The following is a 13,208-nucleotide window of genomic DNA, read 5'->3' as shown; positions in this document are numbered from 1 at the left end:
AAGGAAGAAAAATGAAAACAAATATAATTAAGGGAATTATTCTTTTATTGGCATCAAGTTTTGCTACGACAAATATTTTTGCCGCAACAGAAACAGGATGCTTTGTTATTGCAAATACTGAGGCAAACAAAACTCAAGCAACATTAGGCAGTAAAAACAACCCCTATAGCTCATTGGATGATGTCCAAGCTGATACGAGTTGTGATGTTATACATGTACTCTATTCTGATACAGAGTTAGATGGTCAAATCATATTACGAGATGGTCAGAAGATATTCGGAAAAAAAGGAAAGAATGGTGAGCTTCCTGTTATAACTAATAGTCTAACGCCATATTGGTTCGGTTCACTTGACGGTATTGCTGTAGTTCTAGCAAAAGATAATAAATTAAAGAATCTACATTTTAAAGATACTCAAAATACAAGTATTTTAGGGTTTAATTTAGCCCAGCCAGTGGGTGGGAAAATAGATTTTGATAATCTTGTGGTAAGTGGTGCGAATCAGGCAGGTATTGTTAACCCATTGAGTGCTGTCGGGTCACCAAGTCTTACAATCATTTCAGATGAGGATATGGATGTTTCCATTAACAACAGTGATATAGGACAAGCAAACGTCATGTCATTGTATGTCTCGCTAGAAAATAGCAATGGCAGTGTTCAAATTAAAGATACTATCATTCACGATCAAGCGCAGTTATCTTCAGATAATCCCGAATTCTCTCCGGGGATCTTCATAATCGCTAGTGGATCTTCCGATCTGGCTGTCAATATTAAAGATACTAAAGTGGATAATATTGGCAGTAACTATATTTCAAACTCTGATGGCCTTTTGTTATTAAATGACGGAACTGGCCACATGGAAGCCTCAGTAGATGGTTATCATTTTACCAATCCTGATGGAGGTGGTGCAATTTGGAGTTCAACTGGCATTGAGATGGGTTTTTGGGACGCTGATGGTGGTGGTAGTTTTACAGGTATTGTTAAAAATAGTCGGATAGATGGTGCATACCAGACAGGTATACAAGTTGTAAATGGCCCCAGTGGAGGAAACAATACTTTAAACGTTGAACTGAATAACAATGAAATAAGCAACAGTGGACGTGGCATATGGCTGCTTAATACCGCTAACCCATACAGTAGTAGTTTTGTTGATATAAGAAATAATATTATCAGTAATTCAACACGGTTTGGGCTGCAAGTTGGAGCGGGCATGTACAATGGGCCAATGGATTCTCTGGAAATTATGATGGAAGAAAACACCATCCAGAATTCTGGTGAAGCGAATATATATCTTGAACAAGGCGTAGACCCAATTGCTAATGTACAAGTAGATGCAGGTTTAGGTTCTTTGGGTAGTGCAGGTAAAAATCGTATTTTAAGTGACGGTACTACTGAAACTGATATCTATTCATATGGCATGACAATATCTGCAATAAATAATTGGTGGGGTAGTGCTACAGGCCCAGAAACGATTGTTGAAGAAAATGGCGGTGTTGTTGATGTTGAGCCATCGTTGGTGATAGATCCGCTACATAAGGGTAAAAAGTAAATTCAAGCTTGTTCTTATCTAGGGCATCCTTGTTAATTGAAAGATATTAACATAGATGTCCTCGTTATTTTTTCATATTACCCCCTAATATAATGCTAACGTCTGCTGAGTAGAACAAATTAAAAATAAAGACAACTAAACGTATAGTTGTTTCTTGCACAAAGTTAATGTTCGATGCATTTTCTACAGTGACCGCTTTGGCGGCTTTTTCGACGGTCAAAACAAGATAGTTTGAACACTTTAAATAGCTAGAATATTAATTGATGCCGGTGTTTATTAAAGACTATTGCTTAAGCAGCATGATCCAAGCGTTTGCGTAATCCGGTAGGTGCTTGTTGGCGGCGTGGTAATCTTGCCAACCAAAGTAACTGTCTACCAACAAGTCGAGTTGGAATAAGTTGTTATCAAAGGCGCCACCGGTATCGGCTAATATCGCCAATTGACTGGTCTGTTGTTGGTTGAGCGGGTAGCTGATCATAATAAGCTTGCCTAAGCCTAAATCGTTGACGTTGCCTGCAAAGGTAACGTGTGGGCGAACCGCGATTTTTTGCTCAATTTGCTCTCCATAGCCCATGATGCCCGGCACTTCTGCAAAGTACCAATAACGTTTTTGTTCGGTTTTCCCTAGCGCATAATCATAGCTAATACCATTGTTACGATGAACATTGAAATAGCGGATTTTGCCATCGACATCGAGTACACCCGTGCCTTGCAGTAACACGTCATGCAAGGCGTCTTCGCTTAGCCATACCAATGGCTTGGCTAAATTTTGTTTGTCTAAGGCACCGTTGATGATGTCTTGACGGGTATATTTGAAGCGGGTCAGTGAGTTTTTCTTTTCTAACGCTTGCTCTTTAGTCATCCCTTGCTCATCAAAGGGTAATGCATACAAGGCTTGATTATGCTGCGCTGTTTTTACCGTGCTGGCCTGTAATCGCTTGGTATAGTATTTGGTGATAAACAGCTTTTCATCTGGGATTTGTTTTAAGAGTCTTTGTTTGACTTCATTGCTGCTGTTGTCGGCAATGCTGTCAGCTTTGAGTTTGTCTGGGTACCAGCGATAAAAATCAAAGTGCTGTTTTACAAAGTCACTGTCGTGTAAACGGCTTTGTCTGTTTGCTCGCACGTCTTCGCGGTAGACCTTACAGAGAAACGTTAAGGTTTGCTTAACTCTATCCAGCGTGATGCTTTTATCAAACACCTTACCGGCTTGAATAGCTTGCTTGTCGGTCTGACTTAGCTGCGGATCGCTGAGGTATTTGTGGGTGTTTTCAGCGACGTAACACAGGTCACTGGTTTTTTGCAGTTGCATTTGTCCAAGCTGTGGATTCGCTTCTAAGACAAACTTGGCGGAGCTGGCAAAACAGCTGGCACTGAATAGACACAGTGCCGTTGCGAAAAACTTTAACACTTATACGATTTCCTGATAAACCCGGTTTGCTTGTTGGTATTCACCCATGTCTTCTAGTAGGTGTGCGTAGGTTAGTAAGTCATCCTTGTGCTTTTCAATTTTAAACAAACTGATAAAGGCTTTGTGGGATTTTTCCGTTTGATTGTCGGCATAACAAATATGCGCCAAGGCACTCAACCACATGATATTTTGCGGGTCTTTTTGCAGTATTTTTTGAATGGCGTCAATAATATGTTGCGCATGACTTATCGGTAACTGCTTAACGGCATTGATAAAGCTTGCTGATGACTTGGCATTAATGCGTGGCAAAACCAAGTTCTCAAAGTTTTCGGTCAAGCCATTGGCCATTAATGTGTCGGCGTAGGCGATAATAAGGCCTTCGCTTTGCTTCTCTTTACGAGACAGACCTTTGTAATGCTTACCAACCGCATCGATGCTTTTGCTGCGTGCCAGCTGTTGGTATAGGCCACGGTAGGCGTCAAACTCTAGCGTATATAATACATCGGCATCAGCATTTTTTTGTTTACGTAAACGTTTAAGGCCTTCGATGGCAGCATCATATTTATCTAAGTCGATATTCACTTCGCAATCTAGGGCTATTAATCGCGCGTCATGGCCAATTAAGGTGTGATGATCATCAAGTAAACGACGGGCTTTATCTAAATGACCAGTTTGCATTTGCAATCGAGCGGCGAGTAATAGGGTTTCAAAACTAAAGTTTTGTTTGGCCGCTGGATGCTCATCAACCAATTGCAGAAAGTTTTGCGTGCTGGCGCTGTCGCCAATTTGGTGACTGGCTTTTGCCGCGAGCAACCAAGCGCTGTTGCTGAGTTCGCTGTTTTCGGCGCTGCTGGCCAATAGCTTTTCTGCACGCTGGTAATCACCAAGCAAAAATGCCCCCAAACCTTGTTGAAATTCCCGTTTGGCTCTGGCTTTACTGGCAAACAACATTTTGCGCCAAGTGCTAGAGGTTAGGCGAAATCCAAGGCGCACCATCCAATATATCAAGATACCTATAAAGCCGGCGATGACTAACATCAGCAAGGCACTTACAACCGTCATTTCTAAGGTTAGGTCGCCCATGGCGATCAGTATGTAGCCTTTTTCGTCAATAAGAAAAGGCGCTATAGCGATACTAATCAATACCGCGATAACTAACAGAGTTTTTTTCATTAAACGTTACCCTCTGTTGTCTCCGACGCGTTATCTTTCGGTTCATCCTTTGGTTGGCTTGGCGACTTTGTTGGCGGTCGTTGATCATAGCTTTTATTATCAAGCATTTTGCGTAACGCTTGTTGCGATTGCATTTGCTGAGGGTATTCAACATCAACCGGCTTTATACGCAGCTGGGACAAACGCATATTAAACTTCTGCGTCGCAGCCTCAGTCATATCAAAATAATCGTTTAGCCATTGGCTAATATCGTTCATGCTTTCAACGTATAGCTCGCTTTCACCCTTGCTTACTGCCCACTGTGCCAGTTGAAACTTAAGACGCATATTTTGCAGTAAGTTTTGCTCTTGATCTGGGGCCATTAAAGGTTCGACGTTTGCTGTGCGATAGCGCACCGTTATAAATTCGTCTTTGAATTTGCGCCATGATTTGGCCAAGTTTTGTTTCCAGTCGCCAATGTCTTCACTCAGTGCGTTACTTTCGGTCACTTCAATTGGCTCCGGGATTTGCACGGAGGATAAAGGCAATTTGTCGACTTGTTGACTGAGCGCCATAAGCGACAAAATAATGTCTTGGCGCTCTAACTTAGGTAATGTTTTCAGTGATTCAATGTCTTGATGGATCATCTCACGAATAGCCAGTAGTCGTGGGTCTTTTAATTCTTTAATACGGGCATCGGCATCGTGTAAAAGACTGATTGCCGTTTGTGTATCTTTCTCTAACCAAAGCACGCGTCCAGCCATGCGAGTTAAATACTCTGCTTCGGTTATCTGCCAGTTTTGTGGTTGACGCTCAAGCAGTTGTTTTATTTCGCCTTCAAGCTCGGCAATTTTACTTTTATTGCGTTGTTCAAATTGCTCAATGACTTCGCTGACACGCTTTTGCTGTGTGCTTTGTAAATCGGAAATTTGTTTTTGCAGGTGCTGATCCAATTCAGCCAAACTTTGTTTGGTTTGTTGATTCAGTTGTTGGCCTTGTTGCGCCAATGTGGTGTTTTGATATTGATATAAATAGCCAACCGCTGCACCGGCGCCAATGGCGAGTAATAAGGCTAATACTGCGGTTTTGGAAATGCCTGGCTTGCCAGCATTGCTATTGCTTGTTGTAGGTCGAGTCGGTGGTTTTTTAACTGGCGGCGATGTTACTTTTGTTTTGCCTGCGCTGCCTGCGCTAACAGCTTGCTCCGTTGCTTTTGCAGCGGGTTTCTCGCTTGCTTTGCTGGCCTCTTTCGCCGTTGTTTTATCGGCAGCTTTCGGGCTCGCCTGTTCAGCAGGTTTTGCATCGGCATTGCTGCTCAGGTTTGATTTTGCCTGTGCTGCTATTTTCGCCGCGTCTGCTGCGCTAACCGTCTTATTTTGTTGTTTGTTATCGGCTGTAGGCTGCTTTTTGTCGTCTTTTTCAGTCATGCTAGTTTTCCATTAACTGTGCTTTTATGCTCGCCAGAATGTGTTGATGACTTGCTCCCTGGCAATTGATGACCTTGGTTAAACCAAGGGCATGGGCATTTTGTCGTGTGCGTTCACTGACTACCAACCAGGTACATTGATTGGCAAAGTGCAAATCATCAATGAGCGCAAACAGCTTTTCAAGAATTTGAGTGGATGTCACTACAATACAATTAATTTGTTGTTTTCGCCATTTTTCAATGGTTTGCTCTGCATTTAGCGGCAACCATTGGCGTTTATATACTTCATTATAGGTGACAATTGCGCCGCGATTAGTCAACTCTTGCGCAAGATGCTCTCGACCACCATTACCACGCACAATGATAACCCGTTTATCTTTAACGTGTTGCAATGTTACAAGCTGCAGTAAACCTTCACTGGTTTCTCGCTCAGGCACGCTAATATTACTAAGACCACGGTGCTGCAATCGTGTGGCGGTTGCTTGACCGACGGCAAATACCTGTGTGCTGCTCAGCATCTCAATGGTTATGGTTTTTAAGGCAAACTCAACCGCCGCAGGGCTGACAAAAATAATAATGTCAGCGGCGATGTCACTAAACTGGCTGTGATCAGATAACGCCTGCGCAGACGCAGCGTATTCAAATAAAGGGCAAATTTCGATGAGGTTGGCGATCGGAGCTAGCACAGTCGCTAGCTCCTGAGATTTGGGTTGAGGCCTGGTAAGCAGGATATTAAGCGGGTTAGTCGCCATAAACCTGCTTGAGGATTTTCTCAGCGCCTTTATCAAGCAGACGTTGCGCCAATTGTTGGCCTAATACTTCGCCTTGTTCGATATGACCCGATATTTCATCGTGTAAAATCGTGCTACCGTCAGTGGCGCCGACAAGGCCGCGCAAATACAATTGCTCGCCGTCTATCGTCGCGTAACTGCCAATCGGCACCTGACAACCACCTTGAAGCTTTCTATTCATGGCGCGCTCGGCAATAACGCGATGACGCGTTTCACTGTGCTCAAGTGGTGCCAACAACGCTTTGACGCGTTCATCTTGGTTACGACATTCGATACCAACGGCACCTTGACCATTGGCAGGTAACATCACTTCTGGTTCAATAAACTCACGGATGCGCTCTGGCATCTCCAAGCGAATTAAACCGGCTGCGGCAAGAATGATGGCATCATATTGGCCATCATCAAGCTTTGCTAAGCGGGTATTTACGTTACCGCGTAGATCGCGCACTTGCAGATCTGGGCGCATGGCTTTGATTTGGCACTGGCGACGCAAACTTGAGGTACCAACGACGGCACCTTGTGGAAGCTCGGCAAAACTGTTGATGCTGTTAGACACAAAAGCATCACGTGGATCTTCACGTTCACAGATAACGTGCAGGCCCAAACCGTCCGGGAACTCAACCGGTACATCTTTCATAGAATGCACGGCAATGTCGGCACGGCCTTCGAGCATGGCCACTTCGAGTTCTTTGACGAACAGGCCTTTGCCGCCCACTTTCGACAGTGGCGAGTCAAGAATGATGTCGCCCTTGGTCACCATAGGCAATAGCTCAACGGTAAGCTCTGGGTGAAAGTGTTCCAGTCGTGCTTTTACATATTCTGCCTGCCACATGGCTAAAGCACTTTTACGAGTGGCAATTTTTAACGTTTGTTCAGTCATGACCTTGGTCTTTATGTTGTGGCAATTATTGCGCAGCCAGAGTGATGGTTGCATCCGCCTGAACGCTGACCGCGTTTGATAGGAATTGCCAGAATTCGTCACCGCCACGTTTGTCTACCCATTGCTCGTCAGTATAAGCAAAATGGTGACCATTAAATTTGGTTGCGACCCAAATTTCATGCAGCGGTGCTTGTTTGTTAATGATAATTTTTGTGCCATTTACAAAGGCTAAAGTTAACAGCCCACCGGCAGACTCGTAATCGATATCATGATCACATTCATCTATGGCTTCTTCTACCGCGAGCAAGAGTTCATCGGCCATTAGGTTGTACTGGCTGTCGTTCATCTGGAAACCTTATTTATTGTCAAGTCGGACATATTTTCATTATACCAATGATTAATTTGGTAATTGAACGCTAAAATCACAATTTTTAACGCTTTTTTGGCTTGGTATTTTAGCGGTTAAGTGCGATTATAATGCTATTATCTCATCAATGCGATCAATAAAATGCTTAATAAAAAACTGTTAGTTATTGTATTAACCTCGCTTACATTTACCTTGGCGGCTTGTGGCCAGAAAGGGCCATTGTATGAAGAACAGCCAGAAGCGAGCAATAAACCGCAAGAACAAGAGCAGCCGGAAGCAAAATCCTAACGATTTTGTGACATACACGTCGGCTCTAAACAGTTATCACAAGCAGTCAATTTTCAGGATTTAAAGCGTGGATTTTTTCAATCGTCAAGACGATGTTTTGTATGCGGAACAATGTTCAGTCAAAGACTTGGCCGCCAAATATCAAACTCCCTTATATGTCTATTCTCGAGCAACGATAGAGCGTCATTGGCATGCCTTTGATCAAGCTGCTGCGGCAACAGAACACTTAATTTGCTATGCGGTAAAAGCCAGCTCCAATATTGCCATTCTAAATGTGTTAGCTCGTTTAGGAAGCGGTTTTGATATCGTCTCTAAAGGTGAGTTGGCGCGCGTCATACAAGCTGGCGGCGATCCCGCTAAAGTGGTGTTTTCAGGTGTTGGTAAAAAAGCCGATGAAATAGCCTATGCATTAGAAAAGGGCATCCATTGCTTCAATGTAGAATCGGAAGCTGAATTATCTCGCATTAATGACGTTGCCGGGAAAATGGGTTTAAAAGCGCCAATTTCATTGCGCGTTAATCCAGATGTCGATGCCGGCACACACCCGTATATCTCGACAGGCTTAAAAGACAACAAGTTTGGTATTGCCATTGACTCTGCCATCGAGGTCTATCAAAAAGCTGCGGCGATGCCACATTTAGTTATCAAAGGTGTAGATTGCCATATTGGTTCGCAACTTACCGAAGTACAGCCATTCCTTGATGCACTTGATAGAGTGTTGTTATTGGTTGATAGCCTAGCGCAGCATGGTATTAAATTAAGCCATCTTGATGTTGGTGGTGGTTTAGGTGTGCCTTATCAAGGTGAAACTCCGCCACATCCGAGTGAATATGCCAAAGCCATTGCTGATAAAATGCAAGGCTATGATTTGCAGCTTATTTATGAACCAGGACGAGCAATTATGGCCAATGCCGGCATTCTGGTTACCGAAGTTGAATTTTTAAAAACCAATGAAGACAAACATTTTGCTATCGTCGATGGTGCGATGAATGATTTAATACGTCCTTCGTTATATCAGGCGTGGCAGGAAATCGTGCCAGTACAATACAATCACTCGGTAGAAGAAAAATTGTATGATGTGGTTGGTCCGGTTTGTGAAACCGGTGATTTTCTTGGTAAAGAGCGTAGCTTGGCAATTTCTGCCGGCGATCTGCTTGCTGTTCGCAGCGCTGGTGCTTATGGTTTTACCATGAGCTCGAATTATAATTCTCGTCCGCGCGTGGCTGAAGTCATGGTTGACGGTGATCAACATCACTTGATTCGCCAACGAGAAAGCATTGAGTCCCTTTGGATGGGTGAACAGGTCTTGCCATAGAGCAAGCTGACGAGTAGACCTTTACATGTTAATGAATTTTTCTAAAATGCACGGTTTAGGTAACGACTTCTTAGTATTGGATAACGTTACCCAAAACATCTTTTTGTCGAATGAGCAAATTCGCCGTCTGGCGGATCGCAATTTTGGCGTAGGCTTTGATCAGCTGTTGATTGTAGAGCCACCATATGACCCGGATTTAGACTTTCATTATCGCATTTATAATGCCGATGGCAGTGAAGTGAATCAATGTGGTAACGGTGCCCGTTGTTTTGCCCGCTTCGTGAAAATGAAAGGCCTAACCAATAAAAACAAAGTCAAAGTATCAACCGCTTCCGGTAAAATGACCTTGCACATTGAGCGTGATGGGCAAGTGACGGTGACCATGCCTGTGCCAGAGCTCGAGCCGGCAAAAATCCCCTTCAATGCGCAAAAAGTTGAAGGCACTTATATTATTCGCACAGAGCAGCAAACCGTATTATGCGGCACTGTTTCTATGGGCAACCCTCATTGCGTACTTACCGTCGATTCGGTGCAAGATGCGCCGGTTGACACCTTAGGTGCGGAGTTAGCCGTGCATGAACGATTCCCCGAAGGCGCGAATATTGGTTTCATGGAAGTTGTCTCACCAAAGCACATTAAATTGCGCGTATACGAACGTGGTGCGGCAGAGACTTTAGCCTGTGGTAGTGGTGCATGTGGTGCTGTCGTTGTTGGCATAACGCAAAAGAAACTTGCTAATAACGTGACCGTTGAACTGCCAGGTGGCAAACTTAAAATATTCTGGAAAGGCCCAGGCCACCCGGTAAAAATGACCGGTCCTGCAGATCATGTTTTTGACGGCCATTTACATCTTTAAAACTGAATCTTGGATACCATTTTGAATAACAACAATAATACTGATATCAATGTGAACGAAGAAACCCAACTGCTTAATGATGAGTTGATCGCCACTTACTTACAAGATAACCCAGATTTTTTCGCACGTAATCCGCAATTGCTGGCGTCAATTCGTTTCAGCGATAACAAGCGTGGCGTGGTCTCATTAGTCGAGCGCCAACAACAAATTCAGCGCCAAAAAATTCATGCGTTAGAAGAAGAAATTACCCAATTGTTGACGGTTGCCAATTACAACGAGCAATTATTCACGGTCTATAACGACTTGTATTTGAGCTTGATTGAAAGCCCAGATTTGTCTGACTTTCTCAGTAAACTGCAATTAACCACGACGCAACTACTTAATCTTGCTGGCTTTAAACTGTATTTGACCAACAAAGATTTCGAAATTGGTCATCCAACTATCGTTAAAACCGACTGCTCTGAAATTCTTGAAAATCGCCTTGGTGATAAAGAATATTACTTTGGTCGTATCCAAAAATCAGAACAAGAGAGCCTGTTTGCATCAACAGACGTCGGCTCAGTGGTATTGGTGAAATTAACCGAGCGTGAAAAGGTGCTTGGTTTTATCGCCATCAGCTCACAAGATGCCGAACATTTTCATCCAACAATGGATACCCTGTTATTAAACCAATTTCGCACATTGATTGCTAAACTATTAATACAACAGTTATTAAAAGTAGGTTTATAACGGTGCGATTCTACAAAAGGTTGTCATCGTTCAAGGCGATTAGCTTTGATTTAGATGACACCCTTTATGACAACCATCCTGTCATAACCAAAGCTGAGGCTGAATTGCAGTCACATTTGCAACAGATTGCGCCAGAGTGTGCCAATTTGGGCCGAGAGTTTTGGTGGCAACATCGGAACGTCTGTTTAACCAATCAGCCTGAGTTATGTCACGACGTCACTGCGCTGCGCTTAGCCTGTATGCAAGCGGGTATTGAAGCCCTTGGTTATAGTGAGCTAGAGGCAAAGCAAAAAGCGCAAAATGCGTTTGATTACTTTTTAAGTCATCGTAATAATTTGCAAGTGCCAGATCGAGTAAAAGCACTGTTGCAAGGCTTAAGCGAAAAGTACCCATTAGTGGCCATCTCAAACGGTAATGTCAGTATCGAAGAAATCGGTATCAGTGACTATTTCAGTCACAGCTTTTTTGCCGGTGACGGTAATTTGCAAAAACCAGAAGCGGATATGTTTGAGCAGGCGAGTCAAGCTTTGTCGATTGAACGCAAAGATTTGCTGCATATTGGTGATTGCACTCATGCCGATATTTACGGTGCGCTGTCAGCGGGTTGCCAAACAATTTGGATCAACAACGATGAATTTGGCATTCGTAAGAAGCCATTGAAAGTGTTACCAAATGCCGAATTTGACCATGTTGAACAGCTGGCGATGTTTTATTAATTCGCCAATTGCTCACCTTATCTACAGCTATACTTCCATTTAACCTATAATTCCGGTCAATCAACCAATTTATGTTGCGCCTTGAAGGCAAACGATTTTTAATGGTTTGATTACTCTTTGCATACAAAATCAGATAATTAAATGAAAATAACAAGCCTAATTTTTACTGTAATGGCCCTTGTTAGTCATGCATCAATTGCCGCAGACCAAGATTTTGGTCGTAAAATTGATATCGACTCAAGTGTTGTTAGTGAACATAAAACCAAGGTTAATGGTGAGCGTTTTGAGTACACCGCAACCACAGGTACCCAACCGGTATGGAATGACAACGGTGACGCTGTTGCCACCTTGTACTACACCTATTATCAACGTGATGACGTCAAAGACAGAGCATCAAGACCTTTATTAATCTCTTTTAATGGTGGTCCAGGCTCAGCGTCGGTATGGATGCACGTCGCATATACCGGTCCTCGCGTGTTAAATGTCGATGATGAAGGTTATCCGTTACAACCGTATGGGGTGAAAACCAACCCATATTCAGTGCTAGATACTGCCGATATCGTCTTTGTGAACCCAGTTAATACCGGCTATTCGCGCGTGCTACCAAATAAAGACGGTAAAATGCCGTCAAAAGAAGAACAACAGAAAATGTTCTTTGGCGTTAATGCCGATGTTAAATATTTGGCGGACTGGGTAAATACCTTTGTTACCCGCAACAATCGCTGGCGCTCACCTAAATATCTGATTGGTGAAAGCTATGGTACAACTCGTGTATCTGGTTTGGCACTAGAGCTGCAGAATCGCCAATGGATGTACTTAAACGGTGTGGTGTTGGTATCACCGACTGACATTGGTATCGACCGTAAAGGTCCGGTCAAAGCAGCAAACCGTTTACCTTACTTTGCGGCAACGGCGTGGTATCACAAAGCCCTAGCTGACAAGTATCAAAACATGGACTTATTGGAGTTCTTACCTGAAGTTGAAGACTTCACCATTAATGAATATTTACCGGCATTGGCGATGGGCGGTTTTATCTCGCCTGAGCATAAAGCGCGTATTGCCGCAAAAGTTGCCGAATACGCCGGTCTAAGTGAGCAAGTGGTATTGCGCTCTAACTTAGATGTCGATACTCGCTTTTTCTGGAAAGAGTTATTGCGCGATCGTGGTCAAACCGTTGGCCGACTTGATTCTCGTTACTTGGGTATCGATAAGAAAGATGTTGGTGACAGCCCAGATTACAACGCCGAGCTGACTTCATGGTTGCACTCATTTACGCCGGCAATTAATTACTATATCCGCGAAGAATTGAACTATAAAACCGACGTTAAATACAATATGTTTGGTAATGTTCACCCTTGGGATCGTAACAACAATAATACCGGTGAAAACTTGCGCCAAGCGATGGCACAAAACCCATATCTAAATGTTATGGTGCAAGCTGGCTATTACGATGGCGCGACCAATTACTTTGATGCCAAATACACCATGTGGCAGCTCGACCCAAGTTCTAAGATGAAACAACGCTTGAGCTTTAAAGGCTACCGCAGCGGTCACATGATGTACTTGCGTCATGATGACTTGAAGCAATCTAATGACGACTTACGTCAATTTATTAAAGACTCCATTCCAGCGAAGGAGCAGGCCGCTAAGTACTAAATGGCCATGGTTTGCAGCCTAATAAAACAGTAAAAGGGGAGCACTAGCTCCCCTTTTTAATGATTTTTTATTTT

Annotated in this window: 13 protein-coding genes; 7 read left to right on the top strand and 6 right to left on the bottom strand. The window is 43.4% G+C overall.

Annotation, left to right across the window (positions count from 1 at the left end; genetic code table 11):
- The first annotated feature begins 11 nt into the window (after nucleotides 1-11).
- Nucleotides 12-1,547, top strand: coding sequence for a right-handed parallel beta-helix repeat-containing protein (locus E2K93_RS06580; protein WP_135438330.1), 1,536 nt, complete (start codon nucleotides 12-14; stop codon nucleotides 1,545-1,547).
- A gap of 283 nt (nucleotides 1,548-1,830) precedes the next feature.
- Here E2K93_RS06580 and E2K93_RS06575 read toward each other — a convergent pair whose 3' ends face one another.
- Genes E2K93_RS06575 through cyaY form a run of 6 tightly spaced genes read right to left on the bottom strand, consistent with a single transcriptional unit; the run spans nucleotide 1,831 to nucleotide 7,553 of the window.
- A complete protein-coding gene (locus tag E2K93_RS06575; RefSeq protein ID WP_135438329.1) occupies nucleotides 1,831-2,958 on the bottom strand; it encodes an MltA domain-containing protein in 1,128 nt (375 codons plus the stop codon).
- Nucleotides 2,959-4,131: a heme biosynthesis HemY N-terminal domain-containing protein gene (locus E2K93_RS06570; protein ID WP_135438328.1), complete on the bottom strand. Its 1,173-nt coding sequence runs from the start codon at nucleotides 4,129-4,131 to the stop codon at nucleotides 2,959-2,961. It abuts the gene before it with no gap.
- Nucleotides 4,131-5,537 carry a uroporphyrinogen-III C-methyltransferase gene (locus E2K93_RS06565; protein ID WP_135438327.1) on the bottom strand — a complete coding sequence of 469 codons (1,407 nt, stop codon included), beginning with the start codon at nucleotides 5,535-5,537 and terminating at the stop codon, nucleotides 4,131-4,133. The genes E2K93_RS06570 and E2K93_RS06565 overlap by 1 nt, the downstream gene beginning before the upstream one ends.
- 1 nt (nucleotide 5,538) lies before the next feature.
- Nucleotides 5,539-6,222 (bottom strand): uroporphyrinogen-III synthase, encoded by a 684-nt coding sequence (locus tag E2K93_RS06560; protein ID WP_228445525.1) that lies wholly within the window; start codon nucleotides 6,220-6,222, stop codon nucleotides 5,539-5,541.
- Nucleotides 6,223-6,277: 55 nt separating this feature from the next.
- On the bottom strand, nucleotides 6,278-7,207 hold the full coding sequence (hemC, locus tag E2K93_RS06555) for a hydroxymethylbilane synthase (RefSeq protein ID WP_135438325.1): 930 nt from the start codon (nucleotides 7,205-7,207) through the stop codon (nucleotides 6,278-6,280).
- A gap of 25 nt (nucleotides 7,208-7,232) precedes the next feature.
- Nucleotides 7,233-7,553 (bottom strand): iron donor protein CyaY, encoded by a 321-nt coding sequence (gene cyaY, locus E2K93_RS06550; RefSeq protein ID WP_135438324.1) that lies wholly within the window; start codon nucleotides 7,551-7,553, stop codon nucleotides 7,233-7,235.
- A gap of 162 nt (nucleotides 7,554-7,715) precedes the next feature.
- Here cyaY and lptM point away from each other — a divergent pair, with 162 nt between their 5' ends.
- The 6 genes from lptM (at nucleotide 7,716) to E2K93_RS06520 (ending at nucleotide 13,134) form a co-directional block, all read left to right on the top strand.
- Nucleotides 7,716-7,862, top strand: a complete 147-nt coding sequence (lptM, locus tag E2K93_RS06545) for an LPS translocon maturation chaperone LptM (RefSeq protein WP_135438323.1) — start codon at nucleotides 7,716-7,718, stop codon at nucleotides 7,860-7,862.
- Between the two features lie 67 nt (nucleotides 7,863-7,929).
- Nucleotides 7,930-9,177 (top strand): diaminopimelate decarboxylase, encoded by a 1,248-nt coding sequence (gene lysA / locus E2K93_RS06540; protein WP_135438322.1) that lies wholly within the window; start codon nucleotides 7,930-7,932, stop codon nucleotides 9,175-9,177.
- Between the two features lie 25 nt (nucleotides 9,178-9,202).
- Entirely contained in the window at nucleotides 9,203-10,033 is an 831-nt protein-coding gene (dapF, locus tag E2K93_RS06535) for a diaminopimelate epimerase (RefSeq protein ID WP_135438321.1), read from the top strand.
- Between the two features lie 21 nt (nucleotides 10,034-10,054).
- The gene (locus tag E2K93_RS06530; protein WP_228445523.1) at nucleotides 10,055-10,762 is read left to right on the top strand and encodes a DUF484 family protein; all 708 of its coding nucleotides are present in this window, start codon (nucleotides 10,055-10,057) and stop codon (nucleotides 10,760-10,762) included.
- A 2-nt stretch (nucleotides 10,763-10,764) separates the two neighbouring features.
- Nucleotides 10,765-11,478: an HAD-IA family hydrolase gene (locus E2K93_RS06525; protein WP_189637871.1), complete on the top strand. Its 714-nt coding sequence runs from the start codon at nucleotides 10,765-10,767 to the stop codon at nucleotides 11,476-11,478.
- A 141-nt stretch (nucleotides 11,479-11,619) separates the two neighbouring features.
- Nucleotides 11,620-13,134, top strand: coding sequence for a S10 family peptidase (locus E2K93_RS06520; RefSeq protein ID WP_135438319.1), 1,515 nt, complete (start codon nucleotides 11,620-11,622; stop codon nucleotides 13,132-13,134).
- Nucleotides 13,135-13,208: the final 74 nt, after the last annotated feature.

This window comes from Thalassotalea sp. HSM 43, from assembly GCF_004752005.1.
In the GTDB taxonomy this organism is placed as follows: domain Bacteria; phylum Pseudomonadota; class Gammaproteobacteria; order Enterobacterales; family Alteromonadaceae; genus Thalassotalea_A.
The sequence above is the reverse complement of the archived record's forward strand: the minus strand, read 5'-3'. Positions and strand labels throughout refer to the sequence as shown.

Coding starts and splice junctions, on each gene's coding strand:
- E2K93_RS06580 (WP_135438330.1), top strand. CDS start 12: ATGAAAACAAATATAATTAAGGGAATTATTCTTTTATTGGCATCAAGT.
- E2K93_RS06570 (WP_135438328.1), bottom strand. CDS start 4,131: ATGAAAAAAACTCTGTTAGTTATCGCGGTATTGATTAGTATCGCTATA.
- E2K93_RS06565 (WP_135438327.1), bottom strand. CDS start 5,537: ATGACTGAAAAAGACGACAAAAAGCAGCCTACAGCCGATAACAAACAA.
- hemC (WP_135438325.1), bottom strand. CDS start 7,207: ATGACTGAACAAACGTTAAAAATTGCCACTCGTAAAAGTGCTTTAGCC.
- cyaY (WP_135438324.1), bottom strand. CDS start 7,553: ATGAACGACAGCCAGTACAACCTAATGGCCGATGAACTCTTGCTCGCG.
- lptM (WP_135438323.1), top strand. CDS start 7,716: ATGCTTAATAAAAAACTGTTAGTTATTGTATTAACCTCGCTTACATTT.
- dapF (WP_135438321.1), top strand. CDS start 9,203: ATGTTAATGAATTTTTCTAAAATGCACGGTTTAGGTAACGACTTCTTA.
- E2K93_RS06520 (WP_135438319.1), top strand. CDS start 11,620: ATGAAAATAACAAGCCTAATTTTTACTGTAATGGCCCTTGTTAGTCAT.